We start from the raw sequence: 18,119 nt of genomic DNA, 5'->3' as shown, positions 1-18,119 counted from the left end.
GTATCCGGCATCGAACGTCACGTTCCGAGCGAAGAGCGCGGTGGTTCACTGTACGAACGCACGCGGCCGATTCCATATACCGTTATACGATTCACCTGCTCGTCTCGAGCACCGTGTCGAACGAACCGTCGATGATCGAGTCGGCGATCGAATCGGCGTCGAGATCCTCCGGGAGTCGCCGTGGATACTTCCGGCGGAAGTATCCCAGGATGTTCTCGAGGTCACGTCGAAGGAACTCGTCGGCGTTCTCGTGGTCGATCGAAACGGCCTGGGGCCAGTCGAAGATAGTCACACCCGCTTCGCTCACGAAGACGTTGTATTCGCTCATATCTGCGTGGACGTACCCCAGCTCGTGTGCGCGCGAGATTTCACTCACCAACAGATCGAGGACACCGACTACCTGCTCGTCCTCGAGTCGGGTTCGTGAGAGCTCGACCCCGTCCATCTTCTCCATGACGATTGCGTGACGATTTTGGTCGATCGGTTGGGGGACGGCTACGTCCGGGTAGAGCGCCTCGAGCGTCTCGTACTCTCGCTCGGCGGCTTTCCGTGCGGTGTACATCCACGAGACGTGCTCGTTGTCAGATGCGTAGTCGCGTTCCTTGTGAACCTCCCGAAAGTTCGTGTACCCTTCGCGGTGGTACTTCAGCGCGTGTGGTTTGTACGATCGCACTTCGTAGACGTCACTTTCCTTGCCGACGCCGAGTGGCGAGCCGAACTCGGTGATCGTCTCCCGCTCGGCGAACGTCCGCAACGCGAGTACGTCGTATCCCTCGAACTGGAGCGTATACCCCTCGTACTGAATGGTCTTCTTCTCGATCAGGCCTCGTTTGAGACAGCGCTCGAGGCGGTACTCGACCTCGTCTTCGGTCAGGCTAGAGTAGTCCGGCAGCTTCTCCCGCTGGACCCACTCGGAGAATCGCATTCCCTGCTCGACCCCCGACAGGAGATAGAAGTCCTCCGCCTCGAGTTCCGGAAGAAGTCCGGCGACGTTCCGCACCATACACGCAGTAGCCGACGTGAACGTAAAAACGTCGTGACGTGCAAATCGAGATCGGCGACTGGTCAGTAGCGTTCTGCCGTGGCGAGCGTACTGGTGTCCCAGGCCTGCACTACAGGGTCGAACTGGGTGGCATAGCTCGGTTCGGAGTTGGCCGAGCAGATATCTCGATACGAAAAAACAAACCATATATTGCGATATGAAATGTCCTGGGCTCGGATGCTACCGAAAGCGTTCGGGAAGCCTGCGTCGACGCGGGACGTCGTACCAACTGCTGTACCGATGGATCGGTGAAACCACTCCCATTTCTGCAGGTGTGCCAGTATCGACGAACAGCAGTCCGTATGAAGGTGAACGTCTGCGGCCAGGGTTCGAATGTCAGTCCCGTTCTGTTGGAAGTGTGTCTGATGCCAACAGTTAACGGTGCATAGAGCGAACCGACGACTACCGTTCGTAGATAGCCGCGCTGGATGTGGATCCGGTCACAGTGGGCCAAGATCTAGGAATCATCGGTTACGGATAACTGAGACTGCGAGTGTTGCCGATCGCCCCACGGGATAATCCGACTGAACTCGTCAGTGCTACTATGGTGTTAACGGCCGAAATCACGGTTTCGACGGATACGTTCGCTCTCGGCAGCCTGTTCGAGACGTTCCCGAGCGCAGTCGTCGAGTTCGAACCGGTAGTACCACTACAGGGTGACCAAGAGACGAACACCCCGCTCGTCTGGATCACCGGTGTCGAACCGGAGCGGTTACTACCGGCCCTGCGCAAGACCGACGACATCGAAACCGTCCAACGGCTCGCAACCGTCGACGAGAACGTCCTGTTAGAACTCGAGTGGGGCGACGATCTCGACGGAATCGTCCAACCACTGCTCGATACCGGAGGACGAATCCTCACCGCCAGAGGGACAGCAACCAACTGGAAGTTCGACCTGCTTTTCGACTCACACGTGTCGCTTTCGGAGTTCAACATGACGGTCACGAACAACGGGATTCCGGTTACGTTACGTAAACTCTCCAGTTCGACGGTCCAGCGAGAGTCCAGCGACGGCGATTCCGATCGCTCGATCCTACCGAATCACCGAGAGACACTGTTACTGGCCTACCACAGCGGTTACTACGATACGCCACGCGAGTGCCAACTCGCCGAGCTCGCGTCGAAAGAGGACGTAAGCGACAGCGCGCTGTCGAAGCGACTTCGCCGTGCAACTGCGAGCCTGATCGAACGGACGCTTCTCGACGAGGAAAGCGTCGGTGACCCGAGTTACGAGTGAGACGGGTGCTGTCGTGCGGGCTGCGATGACTGATCGACAGTCGATCGCTCGCCAGTCGGCGATCGACCGGGACAGACACGTTGGGGTCCGTATCAGTCTGTGTCGGTGAGTACCCAGTCCGTCCTGCGGTCGCGCCGGTAGAGCAGATCTCGGTCGGTACGGAGATCCCGTCCGTTCCGACGTACAGCTTCAGTTATGAACCGACTCTCCATATGCTGGGAGAATTGCGCGTTCAGTTGTGAGGCGTGTCAGTGAACTCACACCGTTCAGAGCTGTCTGTGGGGGTTTACCTCTACTGGTCGGGTCCGTTCACCCGGTGACAGGGAGGTTCACGCCGAAACAGTACTCGGTGCTACTGCAGAGTGGACGAACGAAGGCTGGCACGCGAGTCGAGCGAACGATCAGAACCCCACACGCCACGAGACATGACAGACAAAAACCAGAATCAGACAGCCGATACGAGGCGAGCGTTCATCAGGAACGGAACACTCGCGGCCACCGCACTCGCGGTTGGGACCGGAGCGACGACCACCGCCACCGCGGCCCCCGACGAAGACGCCGTCCTCCACGGGAGAGATTACTATCCGGACGTCGACTTCGATATCCTGACCCAGTTCGGAACGGGGACGCGAAACAACTTCCTCGAGGAGTACGACCCGGATGAGGACGTGTTCACCGACCCGGACGACTGGGAGGTGTTCGTCATCCGAATCGACATCGGCGAGAGTGAGGGCGAGCTGGGACACCTGATGCTCGACGTCGACAACGACGAGTCGGACGTCGACCCCGGCGACTCGGGCTCGATGGGCGAAATCGGCTCGTTTCGCGATCCCGAACGAAATCTGATCGAAACGGAGGTCGATCTCTGATCATGACGTCGAACGATCGAAACCAGACGGACGAGCCAGCGGACTCCCGAACACTGGAGACAGCCACAGCAACCGCAGTCGTGGCCGGTGGCGGTATCGCGGCTACCGCGGGTACCGCAACGGCCCAGGACACCGAAGACGTCGTCGTCAAAGCAAGAGATTACTACCCCAACGAAGCGTTCGTCGTCCTGACGGATTTCGAGGAACGAAACCGAAGCGAGTTCCTCGAGGAGTACGACGACGGCGAAGACGCATTCGACGACCACGACGACTGGGACGTCTACTCGATACTCATCGAGGCCGGCGAGCCGGCGGGCGAATTAGCGGTCATGATGATCGACAACGACGTGGATCCGAGCCCGGGCGATCGAGGGACGATGGGCGAGTCGCCGTCGTTCTGGAATACCGAATGGGATCTGCTCGAGGTCGACGCCACGTTCAACGACGATGAGGATGAGAACGACGAAGCCGATGACGACGAAGCCGATGACGACGAAGCCGAAGCCGATGACGACGAAGACGAGGAGAACGACGACGGAATCCTCGGCTGACGACACCGCTTTCGGTAGCCGGTCGTGTCTGTAGGGCCCGCCAATGCTACGGGCTGGGAGGGGTCTGTCCCAGTCGATTGCCGCCCGTCTGCGATCGACCGGCGACCAGTCATCGCAAACCGTCTGCGCCGTAGCCGGATGGCGGTCTCGGGCGGCTACGCGAGTTGCGATCGCGGTCGGTTCTGGAAGCGAGCCAGGGATCGGCCTGCGACTCGTGATCGAGCTGATGTGGAGATGGCGTCGACCAATCGCGCCCCGTTCACTTGTGAACGGCCCCTCTATGCAGGCCCGTGTACGTCGGATCCGGCGCAATCGTCGCCCGATCCGACTTCCTTCGGACGGCCGTCACAACACCCCGTGTCAGTCGTTTCGACAGTTTTCGTAACGGACACACACTGGGGACTTATGATCCTCGTCGGTGGAGAGAGACCCGTTCGTGCCAGTCGAGTAGCTCGCAGGAAGTGAAGAGTTATAAGTTCTCGAACACGTCACTACGCAGAGTAGTGGCCGCGAACACCGACAACGCCGTCGACCGTGTCACGACCACCACCGAACTGGGACGGTACGGCTGACGGATTGACCAAACAGTTTGCGAACGAACGCTAGCGTGTAGCCAGGCGTAACGATCCTTTCACGCACCCTCGGTCGAGCGTGAAGAGCCATCGCCTCGCGACGCCTTCCGATACGACGCACTCATGAACGAAACTCGAGGGGACGGGCCGTGACGAACGCGCCCGGTGACGATTTCGTACGAGCTGTCGTACGGCAGTGGCTGTTCAATCGCGACGCACCTGCAATCAAAGCGGTACATCGCCGGCTGGACCGAGACGCCGTTCGAACCGACCGTGTTGTTCGCTCGTTGCACTCGAGTGGCTCACTGGACGCTGACTGGTGATCGCGAACGGAATCGTTCGAGACGGGTATCCAAGGTCGCTTCGGTCCCGCCACAATGGGACGACGGGGTCACCCTGCCGTGACCCCGGATGTCGTCGTGGATCCGCTCGATCCCGAAGTAGAGAAGAAAGGGTTACCCGAGGATGCCGTCGTCGTTTTCTTCGTCGTCCGGCTCTTCATCGTTCGGTTCCTCGTCGTTTTCGTCTTCCATATCCTCGTCGTTTTCGTCGGCGGGCTCGTCGTCAGGGTCTTCCTCGTCCTCCTCGTCGTCAGGGTCCTCCTCGTCGTCGGCTTCCTCGTCGGCCGTGACGTCGACCTCGAGCAGGTTGTGCTCCGGATTTCGGAAGGAAGCCGTCTCGCTGAACGCCCCCGTGTCGCCATCACTGAGGTCGAGCGTCTCCTCGTCCATGAGGTAGCCCAGCGGGCTCCCGTTGCCATCCGTCTCGATCCGAATCGCGTACACGTTCCAGTCACTCGGGTCGTCGAACACGTCTCCGTCTTCGTCGAGGTTCTCGAGGAAGCTGTCGCGCGTCGGCGTGTCGAAGTGGGTGAGCACCTCAAAGCTCGTATCCGGGAAGAAGTCGTGGGCGTGCACCACGGCTTCCCCCTCGTCTTCTTCTTGGGCAACAGTACTCCCCGCGGTAGCGCCGGCACCGACTGCGAGGGCGGTCGCAGCCAGTGTGCCTTTCTTCATAAATGAACGCCGTGAGTCTCCGTTTTGATAGTCCTTGCTCATATCTCTCATGCCCTTGTGGGCATCGGCGATTGACCGACAATACGAATAAATAGCTGCGTCCGTTTCGGTCCCCCACAGAACCATTTCAGGAGTTAATACCGGGAAACGGTCGGTGTATCTGTGTTCGTTCTCGGCGTTGACCACTTTCATACGGTCTGTTGTCTGTATTCTCAGCGTACTGGAGGCAGGATCCGAGTACGATGAACACGAAAACACCGGTCAGTATCGGACGGTCTCCACAAAATGTAATTACAGTCGGAGTGAGTGGACGGTATCGACAAACACGCCGTTTATACGGCAATCACACACCGGTAAATCAGTTGTGTAGCTACAGAACCCGCAGACTCCGAACCCGATCGTGATTTTCGACTCTCTGAACGTTTTTCTGACCAATGCAGTCATTTCCACGAGCGGCGTACAGTTTCGAACGATTATATCTCATAAAAAGTCGTGTTAACGCCAGGTTCCGGTCAGCGGAATCCGCGTTACGCCGCCCGTTCTCACACGACCGTCCGCTGGAACGTCGTGACAGTCACCTCGCTGTAAAAAGCAGGATGTGCAGATAGCGGCCCTCATTCCCGTCGTTGCGAACATAGCGGGGTGTCTCCTCGTATCGGCGTTTCGTATGTTGTCACTACTTTCGACAGGATACAGTCCAAAATATTATGTGCAACACCTGATCAAAACACGGTATGCGCCGCGCACTCGCGTCGATACTGACGCTCTCGTTTCTACTCACCGTTCCGTTCATGGCTATCCGATCACGTACCTCGGCGGCGTGCTCGCAGGAATCGTCCCACTCTCGCTGTTTCTCTTCGGCGGCGGCTGGTTCGTCTCGCTCGGATTCGCGGGACTCGTCGGAGCGTGCAGGCTGATTGGCGAGCGAGTCGAGGTCGACGGCTGGTACGTCCGCCAACACAGCCCGTTGCTCGCGGTGCGTCGCCTCGAGGGCGACGTGAGGTCCCAGAACGGGTACATTCACCTCGGCAGGTACGTGCGAGGGATTCTGGCGTTGCTCCGTGGGCTACAGTTCTCGGCGCTGGCGTCGTGATCTAGGACGAGACACCGCCGTGCCGGAAACAGGAGAACGACACACTGGCCTGGCGGAACCCACCGGTCGGACGGAGCGCTACCGAAAACACCCTTCGTCTCCGGCAACCGGAGCGTCGCAACCACTAACACGATCGGCGACGACCCACCGCGTATGACGGATCTCGCCGACCGCCGATGGCGGCTCGTCGTCGACGACGCTCGCGACGGCGCGACCCAGATGGCACTCGAGGAAGTCGCCGCCCGGACTGCAATCGCGGACGACCGCCGGACGGTCAGGGTTTACTCGTGGGAGCCGAGTACGCTCTCGCTTGGCTATCGCCAGGAACCAGACACTGTCGACTGGAACTACTGCGACCGTGAGGGAATCGACGTCACGCGACGCCAAACCGGTGGCGGCGGGATCTATCACGACCGGTACGCCGACATCTCCTATACGATCGTCGCGCCGGCTGACGAGGTTCCAGGGGACCTGATGGACTGTTACGCGCTGTTTTGCGAGCCGATCCTCGAGGGGCTCCGACGGATGGGCGTCGACGCGGATTTCGCAGCGGCCGAACAGGCGTCGATCTACCAACCATCGTGTTATCTTCGCGACATCAATCCGGCCCACGACGTCGTCGCGCCCGCATCGGGCGATCGCCCCGGAAAGATCAGCGGTAACGCCCAGTACCGCCAGCGTGACGTCGTTATTCAGCACGGATCGATCAGCTACGACCTCGAGTCCGAACGCCACGTCGGCGTCTTCGCGGGCGACCTCGAGCCCGAGACGTTCACTGACCGGGTGACGAGTATCCGCGAACAGACGGGAATCGGCCGTGAGGAAGCCGTTTCGACGCTCGCCGAGGCACTTGCCGATTGGTGTACCGCGGACGAGGGGTCGTGGCGGGAAGACGAACTTGAGGCCGCCGCGGACCTCGCAGAGGCGAAATACGGGTCGGACGCGTGGATCCGCAACCGGGAGGTCCGAGAGCAGGATGGCGGCCGACCGTGACCGGTCGGCGAGCGGATCGGGAGGCGGTCGACATCGTCGAGGGCTGGGACGTTTGCGGTGCACCTCGAGACGTCGAGATCGTGCCCACCGAGTAACGCACCGGTGCTCGAGACGCTCCGGTATACCTATCACGAACCAGTACTGACGGGAATTTATGACCATGAAAGTCGGCGCACACGTCTCGATCTCCGGCTCGCGCGTCTCCTCCGACGAGGAAACGCCGCCGTACGACGACATCCGCAACGCGGTTCACCGCCAGCTCGCCTTTGGCGGCAACTGCGGCCAGGTGTTTACCACCTCGCCGCAGGTCTGGGCCCACCCCGAGATCAGCGACGAAGCCGCCGAGGGCTTCCAGGACGAAACCGACGAGCAACTCGAGGGGCCGTGGGTGATCCACTCGGCGTACCTCGTGAACCTCTGTACGCCCAAAGAGGATCTCCGGCGCAAGTCGAAAGAGAGCATGCAGGCGGAACTCGACGCCGCCGAAACACTGGGGATTCCGTACGTCAACGTCCACCTCGGCGCGCACACCGGCGCGGGCGTCGACGGTGGCCTCGATAATGCCGCCGGCGTCATCGACGACCTCGAGGTACCCGACGACGTCCAGATCCTCATCGAATCCGACGCGGGCAGCGGCACCAAACTCGGCGGCGAGTTCGATCACCTCGCGGGGATCATCGAGCGCACCGAGACGGACATCGGCATCTGCATCGACACCGCCCACACGCTCGTCGCGGGCAACGACCTCACGACGCCCGAAGCCGTCGACGAGACCGTCGGGCGCTTCGACGACGTCGTCGGACTCGAGTACCTCGAGTACATCCATCTCAACGACTCGAAACACGACGTCGGCACGCACAAGGACGAACACGCCCACATCGGCGAGGGCTACATCGGTGAGGACGGTATGGAGGCGATCGTGAATCATCCGGATCTGCGGGATCTGCCGTTCGCACTCGAGACGCCGACCGAGGACGGCCGCGGCTTCGCCTGGAACATCGAGACGGTCAAGGAACTCCGCGACCCGTAGAGACTCGAGCGTTCTCGAGGGCGAGCGTGGCCGAATTGCGGGATGTGCGCTCGCACCGAACCTGGGTACTGTCCAGACGACAGTATATGTGTCTCCAGTGGCAACTCATCACCCATGACGCGAATCGACGCAGCCGAGTTGTTGCCAGCAGAACGGATTAGACGGAAAGCGCTTCGCGGCGACATCACACAGTTGCATCGCGGGGATCCACACGCGACCGAGGGAGATACCTTCGTTATTGAGGAGACGACCTTCGAGGTCACGAACGTAGAACACCGGAAATTGGGTGAACTCACCGACGAGGACGCCCGTGCGGAGGGATCGCCGAACCTCGAAGCGTACAAGCGTCGCATCGAGGCGACGCATGACACCGAGTGGGACGACGAGAGCGAGGCGGTGTTACACGAGTTCGAGCCGCGGTCGTGACCAGTTATTTCGTACTCTCCGAAGCATCGACTGACGAGCGAAATCGACTCGTTTTTACTCGAGATGCGTGTATCGTCGCCCGTGCGCGAATTCTCCGAGGACTACCTCGAGCGAACCCGCGAGGGAATGTGGGACGACTCCCGCGAGGCCATCGAAGCGCTGGCACTCGACTCCCACGAGCGCATCCTCGACGTCGGCTGTGGCACCGGCGAGTTGAGCCGCGTCCTCGCCGAGGAGACCCCGGATACGACCGATGTGGTCGGCTGCGACGCCGATCCGACCCTGCTCGCGGTCGCGAGCGCCGGCGACGATCCCGTTTCCGCGGTCGCCGGCGACGCCCTTCGCCTCCCGTTTCCCGACGACAGCTTCGATCTGGTCGTCTGTCAGGCGCTGCTGATCAACCTCCCCGATCCCGCCACGGCGGTCGCGGAGTTCGCTCGCGTCTCGTCGGATCTCGTTGCCGCCGTCGAACCGGACAACGCCGCCGTCGAGATCGACTCGAGCGTCGAGAGCGAGGGCAACCTCGAGCGACGGGCGCGGCGGGCGTACCTAGACGGCGTCGGGACCGACGTCTCGCTCGGCGCCGATGCCCGCGACGCCTTCGAGGAGGCCGATATCGCGGTGGTCGAGACCCGCCAGTACGATCACGTCCGAACGATCGAACCGCCGTACTGCGAGGGGGCTCTGGAGGCGGCGCGTCGGAAGGCGACGGGTGCCGGACTGGCCGACGACCGGGAGACGATGCTCGAGGGCGAGTTGACCGAGACGGAGTACGACGATCTCCGGAGCGCGTGGCGGACGATGGGCCGGGACGTGATCGACCAGATGGGGGAACGGGAGTACCAGCGCGAGGAGACGGTCCCGTTTTTCGTCACTGTCGGTCGCGTTCGGAGCACTGATCGAACCAGTTGGATCGACGGTTCAACCTCGACGCCCAACGATGTTTGATACGGATTACTGTAGCGATTTACCGGTGAGACCGCCGTCCGGGTCGCGGTCTCACCGGAAATGATATACAGTAAACCGTATGACAGTTTCGGGAATAGCCGAAATAAAAACCGATTTCGTTCGGATCCCGCGAAAGACAGAGGTTCCTACTCCACGTCGTAGCCGTGGTCTTGGAGCAACTCGGGGAGGCGGTCGCGGTGGTCACCCTGTAGTTCGATCGTATCGTCGGAGACCGTGCCCCCGGCCGCCAGCGATGATTTGAGAGATGACGCGAGCGATTCTATCTTCGATTCCGGGATATCAAGCCCTGACACCAGTGTGACAGCCTTTCCGTACCGCCGTTCATCAACAGTAATCGATACCTGTTGCTGAGCTTTGTCGAGCGCATCGTGGCCGTCAAGTTCATCCAGCAACTCGTCCAGGGAGTCATCCTCTCTCACGATGTTAACTCCAAACCCCAAATTAATATATTTTTGTGCTAGCAGTGTGTGACGCTACAGAACATCATCTTCGGGACACTTTTTGTCCACGAACTCCGAGAGTTCTCGATTGCTCACTACCGGCGCTGTTGAAACGGCTGCCCGAAGATGCCCAAAAGAGCCACCAACGACGTCCGATTTCACGAGGAAAACTTGCTCTCGCCACTCAACCGAGGTGTGATACGGTCTGCTGTAAATCGTTACCGGCGAAACCACAGACGGCTCGTGGTTTCGCCGGTAAACCGTTACAGCAATCCGTATGAGTCGTAGTTGAAGACGAATACCCACGTCGGCATCGTCTTACACAACACCACGACCCGATCGTGAGACGTCTCCGCCGCCTTCGGCGTCTCCACGGCCAGTTCACACGATCTGCTGACCGCAGTTCAAGCGTAACCGCCGTCCGTGTCGCGGGTGCGCCGGAACTGACTGACAGTAAGCCGTATCAGACCACGTCGCCGCGAACCGTCGTCCCCTCCTGGTCGGCGCGCCAGGCGTGAAGTTGCTGGGCCGCCTCGGTCGCCTCCTCGTCGTCCATCCCGAGCATCTCGAGGGCGGCAGAGAGCGTCGGCAACGCGAGTTCGCTCTCGCGAAGCTTTCTGAACGCCTCGTCGCTTCGGGTGCCGTCGACCCAGAGACAGACCCCGCGGGGGTCGAGCAACTGGGTGTAATCCTCGCGCAGTTTCGCCCCGCGCAGGCGCTGGGTGACGTTGTCCTCGAAGGAGGCGTTACAGACCTCGAGGTGGACCGGTTCGTCCGCCTCGAGCAAGTGAGCTGCGAGGCACTTTTCGGGGGCAGCGTGCCCGTTCGCGTTCGCACGGAGATACTCGGGGTACGCTGTGGCCCAGTCGGCCCGGACCGACTTGCCGACGCCTTCGACCCCGTGGGAGTCCCGGAACGCGGCGTCGGGATCCTCGTTCGTCCGGCTCGAGTCGATCCCGTCGCCGACGTCCCCGCTACCGGTTGTCGCGCTGTCGTCTCGCACGAGAATGTCCTTCGTGAGGTAGACGTCGAGCCGGTCGACGGGGTCGAGTCCCAGCGCAACGTCACCGAACGCCCACACCTCCCGGACGGGAACGGGCATCCGCTCGTTCTCGACGGCGTCGACGATCTCTTCGAGCCGATCAACCGCCTCGGCGCGACCAAGGTCGCTCATTGGCGAACGTGGGGCCTCGAAGCGCAAAACCGTTTCTCAGCGCGGTGACGAACGGAGACCGTGGCGTTTACGCCGCCTTCGAGCCGTCGGTCGTCACGTACACCGTCTTCCGGACGGTCGCGTGAACGGTACCGTCGGCGTCGACGAGGTCGACCGTGTAGTGGCGGTCGACCGACTCCGTCCCCTCGGTCTCGAGTTCGGAACGGATCGCGGCGATCTCCTCGTCGGTGATTGTAAACCGTGCGAACAGCGTGTCTCGCCCCGGCTTCCTGAACCGGATCTCCGCTTCCTTGTCCCAGACGACGTACTCGTCCCCGAGCGTTTTCAGGAGCATCATCATGTAAAACGGATCCACGGCGCCGTAGATGCTCCCGCCGAAGGTCGTCCCCACGTAGTTTCGAGTGCGCCAGTTCAACGGCAGTTTGATCCGGATTTCCTGCCAGTCGGGCGCGACGTACGTGACGCGACCGCCGGTTCGGCGGTACGCCGGAAAGAGGTTAAATCCGATCCGGTAGAGCCGAGAACGCAGGGACGAGAGCATACGCTCGGTACGACAACCCCCCTCGAAAGTGTTGGTAAACGGGGCGTCGGTGGCCAGGCGTTTCCGTCAAACGAGTTCCCCGGGTCGTTCCCACGGGAGATCTCGAGACCACGCCGGCACCTGTCAAGAGATCAGGTTTTTATCGCTACCGGTCGAAGGGAGAACTATGAGACACCGCGTGTTCAACGAGGACGGCAACGAAGAACTCGTCTTCGTCATGGGCTGGGGCAACCGCTGGACCCACGAGAACGTCAGTTGGCTGATCGGGAAGCTGACCGAGGCCGGCTACCGGGTCCACGCGTTCGAACTCCCGACGACCATCGAGGACTTCAAAGCCGACTGGCTCGAGCCGGTCGCCGAGTACGTCCTCGATCTCGAGGAGTACCAGTTGCTCGCACACAGCGCGGGTGCGCTCATCGCCCAGGCGTTAGACGGCGCGGACAACCACGTCTACCTGAGCCCGTGGTGGGGGTACGGCGACGACTACCCGGATCGGCTGCTCGAGGCCGTCTCCACCGTGCCGACGACGCTCCCGTGTCTCCCGGTCGGCGAGATGGACGAGTACACGCTCGGTGAGTTGGCGACCGACCACCAGATCGCGACGACGCCGCGGTGGGTCTCGCCGGCGTTCGTCCGTGAGACCCGCCACGCCCAGCGAGAACTGCTCGCCATCGATCACGACGCCGTCGTCTTCTGTTCGCTTCGGGACCCGATGATCGACCTTCGACCGATCGGCGAACGCGTCCCCGCCGAACACGTCGTTCTCTACGACGGTGGCCACGAACTGTTTTCCTCACCCAGCAGGGATCGGTACATCGACCTCCTCCTCGAGTCGCTCGAGGGTGGCGCAGCGATCGTCGAAGAGCAGGCTCGAGTTCCGGCCCGCTACAGTAACAACTGAAACAATGTACATACCGATCGCCGATCCCTCTGGCGATCGGGTGTGCAATGACGTTCAGTGGCTATTATAGTGCTTTGGCACGCCTGCACTGCGGGTCGAATTCGGTGGTGTGGTTCGAGTCGACCCTGCAGTCGACGCTTGTCGAAGTACTATACTCCCGGGCGGTGTTCGAACGCCGAGATCGCGACGACCGAACAGTGTCCGACGGAGAGACGAAACGGTGATCCGTTCCGGTCGACAAGAACCCGTCGATGGAGTGTAACCGGTGTGACGGAGAGGCGATCATGCACGCCGCCTACTCCGGTGCCCACCTCTGTGCCGACCACTTTCGTGAGTCCCTCGAGAAACGGGTCCGCCGGCGGGTTCGACGCGACGATCTGGTCCCCCACGACGCGACGCCCGACGATCCGCAGACGTGGGTTATCGGCCTCTCGGGCGGGAAAGACAGCGTCGTACTCACGCGAATCCTCCACGACACGTTCGTCGACGATCCTCGCATCGAACTCGTCGGACTGACGATCCACGAGGGGATCGAAGGCTATCGCGACAAGAGCCTCGAGGCCTGCGTCGAACTCACGGACGACCTCGAGATTCGCCACGAGGTCGTCAGCTACGAGGAGGAGTTCGGGATTCGGATGGACGACGTCGTCGAAGACGATCCCGAAAATATGGCTGCCTGCGCCTATTGCGGGGTGTTCAGACGTGACGTCCTCTCGCGATACGCCGAGACACTCGAGGCCGATCTGCTGTTGACCGGCCACAATCTCGACGACGAAGCCCAGACGGCGATGATGAACGTCCTCGAGGGAGACGTCGCCCAGATGGCCAAACACTTCGATGCGAGCCTGGGTCCGCTCACCGAACGCGAGGAAACCGACGAGTTCGTTCCGCGAGCGAAACCACTGCGTGACGTCCCCGAGAAGGAGGTCGCTCTCTACGCCCACGTCGAGGACCTCCCCGCCCACATCACCGAGTGTCCACACGCGAGCGAGGCCTACCGCGGCGAGATCCAGCAACTGCTCTACAACCTCGAGGAGAACCATCCCGGAACGCGACACTCGATCCTCTCGGGTTACGAGGAACTCGCGTCGATCGTCGCCCGCGAGTACGGCGGCGAGGACGGGGCAGAACTTCGCGAGTGTGCCGAGTGCGGTTCGACGACGACGCGTGAAATCTGTCGCAAGTGCTCGTTACTCGAGTCCCTCGCCTGATACTGACGGTCATTCTCCCGTCGGACAGCCGATCCGATCGTCGAGAACGGCAGTGGTCGCCGTCGATTCGATCGTGTACGACGTGTCTTACACGACAGACACAACCGAGATCCGACCAGCCATCGGACTCGCTATCCGTATCCGAACAAGCGGGCGGCACCGAGCAGGCCCCACGCCGCCGCGAGCAAGAGTGCAACGTACAGGCCGTTGCCGACGCCGGAGGCGACCAGGAACCGGCGAACGGGGTACGCGCTTACTCCCGCGACCACGGCCATCAGACCGCGGATTCCGGGAATCGCGTTCGTCGCACAGATCGCCCACCCGCCGTAGGCGTCGAACTGACGTTCGACGAACTCGAGCCGACGGTCGCTGATACGTCCCTGGACGACGTCCGGAAGCCGCTCGAGGTAGGGCACCGTCCGACGGAGGCCGAACAGTTCCGGCGACTCCTCGTTGAATCCGCGATAGAGCGTCCACTGGCCGACGGTCGCGGCGAGGACGCAACCGAGGACTGTCGCCGTCGTCGCCGTCCGCCCCGGATCGGCCACCGTCACGTAGCCGACGAAGACGACCGGCGGCTGGAGGAGTTTTCCGACGACGAGGCCCTCGAGATAGAAGAGGGCAACGAGTACCGGGACGCCAATCGACACCACGAGCGTCACGAGGTCCATCCATCACCACCGCGTGAGAGCCCGGGAAGCCGTCCGAACTGATCCCCGACGAGACGACCGTAGCCACGTCGCATAGTTCAACCATACGACTAATCGCGTATGGCTCCTCCGATGCGTGGTTCCGAACCGGAGACCATACGAATCGCGATCGTCAGCGTCTCGAGCAGGTCCCTCGAACGTTTACGCCGGTTTCGAGAGGAATACCGACACTCCGATAGTAACAACCGAAGCGCTTCACCCATCGCAGATCCATCTGGCGATCAGGTGTACGATGACGTGCAGTGGCTACTACAATTAAATTGTCACGAAAAATCGGTCGTCACGACGTAAACGCCGTCGGACGAAACGCCACGTCGACGATTATCGGATGACGTCGACGCCGTTTTGCTTCTCGAGTTCCTCGCGGCCGCCGTCGCTCTGGGCACCGAATTCGGGTCCTGACTCGACGTTGTTACTCGCGTCGAAGTCGGACTCGTTCAGTCCCTCGATACTCGCACGGGACTTGTCGGCCTGTTTCTGGGTCGTCGGTCCGAGAACCTGCGCGCTCTGGACGCCGGTCATAATCGCCATCACGCGGACCTTGCCCTTGTAGTTCTCCTGGATGCGCGCGCCCCAGATGACGTTCGCCGACGCCTCGAGACGTTCGGTGATGTTGTCGGCGATCCCTTCGGCCTCTTTGAGGGTGAGATCCGGTCCGCCGGTGATGTGGACGAGTCCGCCACTCGCGCCACGATAGTCGACGTCCAACAGCGGATGGTTCATCGCGTCTTTGACGACCTCGTCGGTCTTGTTCTTATCCTGTGTCTCCCCGACGAGCATCACCGCGACGCCGCCCTGATTCATGATCGTAGACATGTCCGCGTAGTCCAGGTTGATCAGTGACGGCTGGGTGATTGTCTCCGAGATTCCTTTGACGGTTTCGGCGATGATCTGGTCCATCACCGAGAACGCCTTGCCGATCGGGAGGTTCGGGACGTAATCGAGCAGCCGGTTGTTATCGAGGACGATGATCGAGTCGGCCTGTTCGCGCAGTTTCTCGAGACCTTCCTCGGCTTTCACGGTTCGTGCCCGCTCGACGTTGAACGGCGTCGAGACCATGCCGACGACGATCGCGCCCTGTTCTTTGGCGATCTTCGAGACGACCGGAGCGGCACCGGTACCGGTCCCGCCGCCCATCCCTGCTGTAACGAAGACGAGGTCCGCATCCCCGAGGACCTCTTTGATGGTGCTCTGGGCCATCTCGGTCGCACGCTCTCCCATCGATGGATCTCCGCCTGCGCCGAGTCCGTTCGTCAGCGACTTGCCGACGAGGACCTTCGTGTCGGCTTCGATCATCTTGAGGTGCTGTTTGTCCGTGTTGACCGCCACGGTGTCGGCACCGTCGACGCCGATGTTGTACAGCCGGTTGATCGTGTTGTTACCGGCACCGCCACAGCCGACGATGACGATCCGCGGATCGCCGAACTCGTCGCCGTCCATGTCGGCGTCCATCTCGCGGGCTTCCTGTTCTGCGTTCTCGAGTGCGTCCTGAACGATATCCTGCATGATTACACCTTCGCCCACGTTCGTTTACCGGCCTGTTCGGTCTGCCCCTCGTACTGTTCGTTGATCATCTCTCGGACGGCCGACCGAATCGCCTCGCTTCGGTTCGGGAACTCGCCCGAGTCGACGAGCTGTTCTACCTCCTCGATCTGCTGTTTCGGAATTCGCAGTGTCACACGCTCCATGGTTGTATTCCCCAGTGGGTAAGACGTCGCGCGCCCCTGTCAGACGCAGCGTGTCTTACGCCAGAGATGCCCTGTTACGGGGGTTTTCGCCGCTTTTTCTCTTTTGTAAGACAATCGTCTTACGCGAGTAAACGGAATGTCTGCATAGGTAATAAAACTATCGTCAGACACGAGTGTTCGTGTCTTACGAAGGTCACATATTTCGACTGTCCGACTCGAGAACGTTCGCCGCGGGCGTTCGTCGACCACAGCTCGGACAGAACGCCCAGTCGGATCGAAGCTCGTCGCCACACTCACAGAACGACCGGTGTGTGGCCTTCTCGCCACAGTTCGGGCAGTATACGTGGTCTGCATCCACGTGTTCGCCACACTGGTTGCACTGCGTTCCGTCCGGCTCCGGTGTCGATCCCCCCCTCGCCCGGTCCGCGTCCGACGTCGTCGCATGGGTTCGCTCGTCGGACGCGTCGGTCCTCCGAGCCTCCGTCCCCTCGAGGGAGACCGTGACATTGACATCTTGGGGCTCTCGCGTATGCGCGGGAGACTGCAAACGGGGAGCAATCGAGTCCAGTCGCTCGGCGAGCAGTTCGTCGATCCGATCCTGTACGAGATCGTCGATTGCTGTCTCCGCGCGGTCACGTTCCGCCGAGTCCTGCCCGTCGGACGAGCCGCCGAGATACGATCGAAGCGCCTCGCGCATCGCTTCGCTCTTGGAGATCTCGAGCGCCTCGAGTTCCTCGACGAGGTCGTCGTCGGCGCGGAACGTGATCTTACTCATGCGGTTGGGATACTCCCATGTTAACAGTCATCCTATATCAATCATTCTTCCGTTCATCGATCCGTACACGTTCGCCACCGTCGGGAATGATAACCCTTATGTTTGCCAGCGGGTCTACGTTGAGGTGTAACCGCCCTTAGCTCAGACTGGTAGAGCAGTCGACTGTAGATCGACTTGCCCCCCGTTCAAATCGGGGAGGGCGGACTTCTCTCGAAGCCGATTCGTAGTCGACTGTGGATCGACTTGTTCCCCGTCCTCGTGAGCGAAGCGAACGAGGGCTCGGAAGTCGCATGCCTACGCAGCCGAGCGAAGCGAGGTGAGTGGGAACTCCTTCCATCTGTTCAAATCGGGAAGGGGAGATCTACCTTCCTGTCGAAGTATAGCAAACACCAATAGTGGCGTTTACAGGCGCGAAAAGGCATCAAATGGCTCTTTCGCGTTCGTGCGGGTAGGACAAATCCGGAGTGGAGTTTGGTTCAAGTCGCGGGTGTACGCCTGCTGGCGAACTCGAGAAATCCGTCCGAGCCACACTGCTTGGCGATCGAGCGCAAGGTTCCGGTGGGGTCCTCGGATTTCATCGGGATGGTTACGATACGGACTCGTCGGTACCCGGGCGTTCGTACCGGAGTTTCAGGTGACTCCCCATCCGCCCAGCTCGTCGAAACCCGTGGTTCTGCAGGACGTTCGCAATTTCACGTCCGGAAAACGACGTCCGGACCATCCACTTCAGGAAGTCGAGAAATGGTTTGTCGTCCATCTCGTCGGGATCGAGTCCCCACTCCCTGATAGTGATTAAGTAAGTTATTTACCGATAGACAGTGTAGAGCTGGTAATGGGTCGGCTCGACGACGTCACGCTTGAGGAACTCCACTGGCTCAAAG

The 18,119-nt window shown here is 61.0% G+C and carries 19 protein-coding genes and 1 tRNA gene; 11 read left to right on the top strand and 9 right to left on the bottom strand.

Annotated features, from left to right (window positions below; genetic code table 11):
* Positions 1 to 91 precede the first annotated feature (91 nt).
* Positions 92 to 1,003 (bottom strand): RIO1 family regulatory kinase/ATPase, encoded by a 912-nt coding sequence (locus GRS80_RS08580; RefSeq protein ID WP_160047176.1) that lies wholly within the window; start codon positions 1,001 to 1,003, stop codon positions 92 to 94.
* Between the two features lie 583 nt (positions 1,004 to 1,586).
* Here GRS80_RS08580 and GRS80_RS08575 point away from each other — a divergent pair.
* The 3 genes from GRS80_RS08575 to GRS80_RS08565 all read left to right on the top strand — a co-directional run bounded on the left by GRS80_RS08575 (position 1,587) and on the right by GRS80_RS08565 (position 3,699).
* Positions 1,587 to 2,279, top strand: coding sequence for a helix-turn-helix domain-containing protein (locus GRS80_RS08575; protein ID WP_160047175.1), 693 nt, complete (start codon positions 1,587 to 1,589; stop codon positions 2,277 to 2,279).
* A 425-nt stretch (positions 2,280 to 2,704) separates the two neighbouring features.
* Positions 2,705 to 3,148 carry a calcium-binding protein gene (locus GRS80_RS08570; protein WP_160047174.1) on the top strand — a complete coding sequence of 148 codons (444 nt, stop codon included), beginning with the start codon at positions 2,705 to 2,707 and terminating at the stop codon, positions 3,146 to 3,148.
* Positions 3,149 to 3,150: 2 nt separating this feature from the next.
* Complete coding sequence (locus tag GRS80_RS08565; protein ID WP_160047173.1) at positions 3,151 to 3,699, top strand: calcium-binding protein; 549 nt, start codon at positions 3,151 to 3,153, stop codon at positions 3,697 to 3,699.
* Between the two features lie 1,027 nt (positions 3,700 to 4,726).
* Here the strand turns inward: GRS80_RS08565 and GRS80_RS08560 are convergent.
* Positions 4,727 to 5,287 carry a calcium-binding protein gene (locus GRS80_RS08560; RefSeq protein WP_200840353.1) on the bottom strand — a complete coding sequence of 187 codons (561 nt, stop codon included), beginning with the start codon at positions 5,285 to 5,287 and terminating at the stop codon, positions 4,727 to 4,729.
* Positions 5,288 to 5,996: 709 nt separating this feature from the next.
* Between GRS80_RS08560 and GRS80_RS08555 the strand changes: the two genes are divergently transcribed.
* From GRS80_RS08555 to GRS80_RS08535, 5 genes are all read left to right on the top strand, one after another.
* Positions 5,997 to 6,380 (top strand): hypothetical protein, encoded by a 384-nt coding sequence (locus tag GRS80_RS08555; protein ID WP_160047172.1) that lies wholly within the window; start codon positions 5,997 to 5,999, stop codon positions 6,378 to 6,380.
* A 153-nt stretch (positions 6,381 to 6,533) separates the two neighbouring features.
* Positions 6,534 to 7,373, top strand: coding sequence for a biotin/lipoate A/B protein ligase family protein (locus tag GRS80_RS08550; protein WP_160047171.1), 840 nt, complete (start codon positions 6,534 to 6,536; stop codon positions 7,371 to 7,373).
* A gap of 160 nt (positions 7,374 to 7,533) precedes the next feature.
* The gene (locus GRS80_RS08545) at positions 7,534 to 8,403 is read left to right on the top strand and encodes a deoxyribonuclease IV (RefSeq protein WP_160047317.1); all 870 of its coding nucleotides are present in this window, start codon (positions 7,534 to 7,536) and stop codon (positions 8,401 to 8,403) included.
* Between the two features lie 114 nt (positions 8,404 to 8,517).
* Positions 8,518 to 8,829 carry an ASCH domain-containing protein gene (locus GRS80_RS08540; RefSeq protein ID WP_149080951.1) on the top strand — a complete coding sequence of 104 codons (312 nt, stop codon included), beginning with the start codon at positions 8,518 to 8,520 and terminating at the stop codon, positions 8,827 to 8,829.
* Positions 8,830 to 8,910: 81 nt separating this feature from the next.
* Positions 8,911 to 9,777 carry a methyltransferase domain-containing protein gene (locus tag GRS80_RS08535; protein WP_343161505.1) on the top strand — a complete coding sequence of 289 codons (867 nt, stop codon included), beginning with the start codon at positions 8,911 to 8,913 and terminating at the stop codon, positions 9,775 to 9,777.
* Positions 9,778 to 9,923: 146 nt separating this feature from the next.
* Here GRS80_RS08535 and GRS80_RS08530 read toward each other — a convergent pair whose 3' ends face one another.
* The 3 genes from GRS80_RS08530 to GRS80_RS08520 form a co-directional block, all read right to left on the bottom strand.
* Positions 9,924 to 10,217, bottom strand: a complete 294-nt coding sequence (locus GRS80_RS08530) for a translation initiation factor (protein ID WP_149080953.1) — start codon at positions 10,215 to 10,217, stop codon at positions 9,924 to 9,926.
* A 484-nt stretch (positions 10,218 to 10,701) separates the two neighbouring features.
* Positions 10,702 to 11,412: a hypothetical protein gene (locus GRS80_RS08525; protein WP_160047169.1), complete on the bottom strand. Its 711-nt coding sequence runs from the start codon at positions 11,410 to 11,412 to the stop codon at positions 10,702 to 10,704.
* Between the two features lie 67 nt (positions 11,413 to 11,479).
* Positions 11,480 to 11,953, bottom strand: coding sequence for a DUF4442 domain-containing protein (locus tag GRS80_RS08520; protein ID WP_160047168.1), 474 nt, complete (start codon positions 11,951 to 11,953; stop codon positions 11,480 to 11,482).
* A 166-nt stretch (positions 11,954 to 12,119) separates the two neighbouring features.
* On the opposite strand from GRS80_RS08520, the gene GRS80_RS08515 reads away from it, so the two are divergent.
* Both GRS80_RS08515 and GRS80_RS08510 read left to right on the top strand, forming a co-directional pair.
* Complete coding sequence (locus GRS80_RS08515; RefSeq protein ID WP_160047167.1) at positions 12,120 to 12,854, top strand: alpha/beta hydrolase; 735 nt, start codon at positions 12,120 to 12,122, stop codon at positions 12,852 to 12,854.
* Between the two features lie 251 nt (positions 12,855 to 13,105).
* On the top strand, positions 13,106 to 14,065 hold the full coding sequence (locus GRS80_RS08510; RefSeq protein ID WP_160047166.1) for a TIGR00269 family protein: 960 nt from the start codon (positions 13,106 to 13,108) through the stop codon (positions 14,063 to 14,065).
* 131 nt (positions 14,066 to 14,196) lie between these two features.
* Here GRS80_RS08510 and GRS80_RS08505 read toward each other — a convergent pair whose 3' ends face one another.
* The 4 genes from GRS80_RS08505 to GRS80_RS08490 form a co-directional block, all read right to left on the bottom strand.
* On the bottom strand, positions 14,197 to 14,736 hold the full coding sequence (locus GRS80_RS08505) for a VTT domain-containing protein (protein ID WP_160047165.1): 540 nt from the start codon (positions 14,734 to 14,736) through the stop codon (positions 14,197 to 14,199).
* A 360-nt stretch (positions 14,737 to 15,096) separates the two neighbouring features.
* Positions 15,097 to 16,281: a cell division protein FtsZ gene (gene ftsZ / locus GRS80_RS08500; RefSeq protein WP_149080959.1), complete on the bottom strand. Its 1,185-nt coding sequence runs from the start codon at positions 16,279 to 16,281 to the stop codon at positions 15,097 to 15,099.
* A 2-nt stretch (positions 16,282 to 16,283) separates the two neighbouring features.
* Complete coding sequence (locus GRS80_RS08495; RefSeq protein ID WP_149080960.1) at positions 16,284 to 16,463, bottom strand: ribbon-helix-helix domain-containing protein; 180 nt, start codon at positions 16,461 to 16,463, stop codon at positions 16,284 to 16,286.
* A gap of 193 nt (positions 16,464 to 16,656) precedes the next feature.
* Complete coding sequence (locus tag GRS80_RS08490) at positions 16,657 to 17,238, bottom strand: zinc ribbon domain-containing protein (protein ID WP_160047164.1); 582 nt, start codon at positions 17,236 to 17,238, stop codon at positions 16,657 to 16,659.
* Positions 17,239 to 17,368: 130 nt separating this feature from the next.
* On the opposite strand from GRS80_RS08490, the gene GRS80_RS08485 reads away from it, so the two are divergent.
* A tRNA-Tyr gene (locus GRS80_RS08485) sits at positions 17,369 to 17,442 on the top strand.
* Positions 17,443 to 18,119: the final 677 nt, after the last annotated feature.

Origin of the sequence: Natrialba sp. INN-245 (assembly GCF_009807105.1) — an archaeon.
GTDB classification, from domain to species: domain Archaea; phylum Halobacteriota; class Halobacteria; order Halobacteriales; family Natrialbaceae; genus Natrarchaeobius; species Natrarchaeobius swarupiae.
This window is presented reverse-complemented; position numbering and strand designations above follow the sequence as displayed.